We start from the raw sequence: 249 nt of genomic DNA, 5'->3' as shown, positions 1-249 counted from the left end.
GTCGGGGCAGCAGGCGTTGGGCAGGATTGTACAATCCTTGCTTGCTGACGCTGATGGCCTCGACGGTGTTCAGCTTTATGCCCTCTCGGATGCAATCGAGTCGTATCGTGATGCAGTCATAGAACAAGAGAATGCCGCCTTTAAACCTTCGCGGAGCGAAGACTAATGGTCAATGACTCTGGTTCGCATGGGCAGCGGGTGGGCTATATCCGTGTCTCCACGGTGGAGCAGAATAATCAGCGCCAGAAA

Annotated in this window: 1 pseudogene; it reads left to right on the top strand. The window is 54.2% G+C overall.

Annotation, left to right across the window (positions count from 1 at the left end):
• Positions 1-165: 165 nt before the first annotated feature.
• Positions 166-249, top strand: a pseudogene (locus tag HMPREF2896_RS13210) (recombinase family protein); the annotation flags it as partial.

Source organism: Corynebacterium sp. HMSC069E04 (assembly GCF_001813175.1).
In the GTDB taxonomy this organism is placed as follows: domain Bacteria; phylum Actinomycetota; class Actinomycetes; order Mycobacteriales; family Mycobacteriaceae; genus Corynebacterium; species Corynebacterium aurimucosum.
This window is presented reverse-complemented; position numbering and strand designations above follow the sequence as displayed.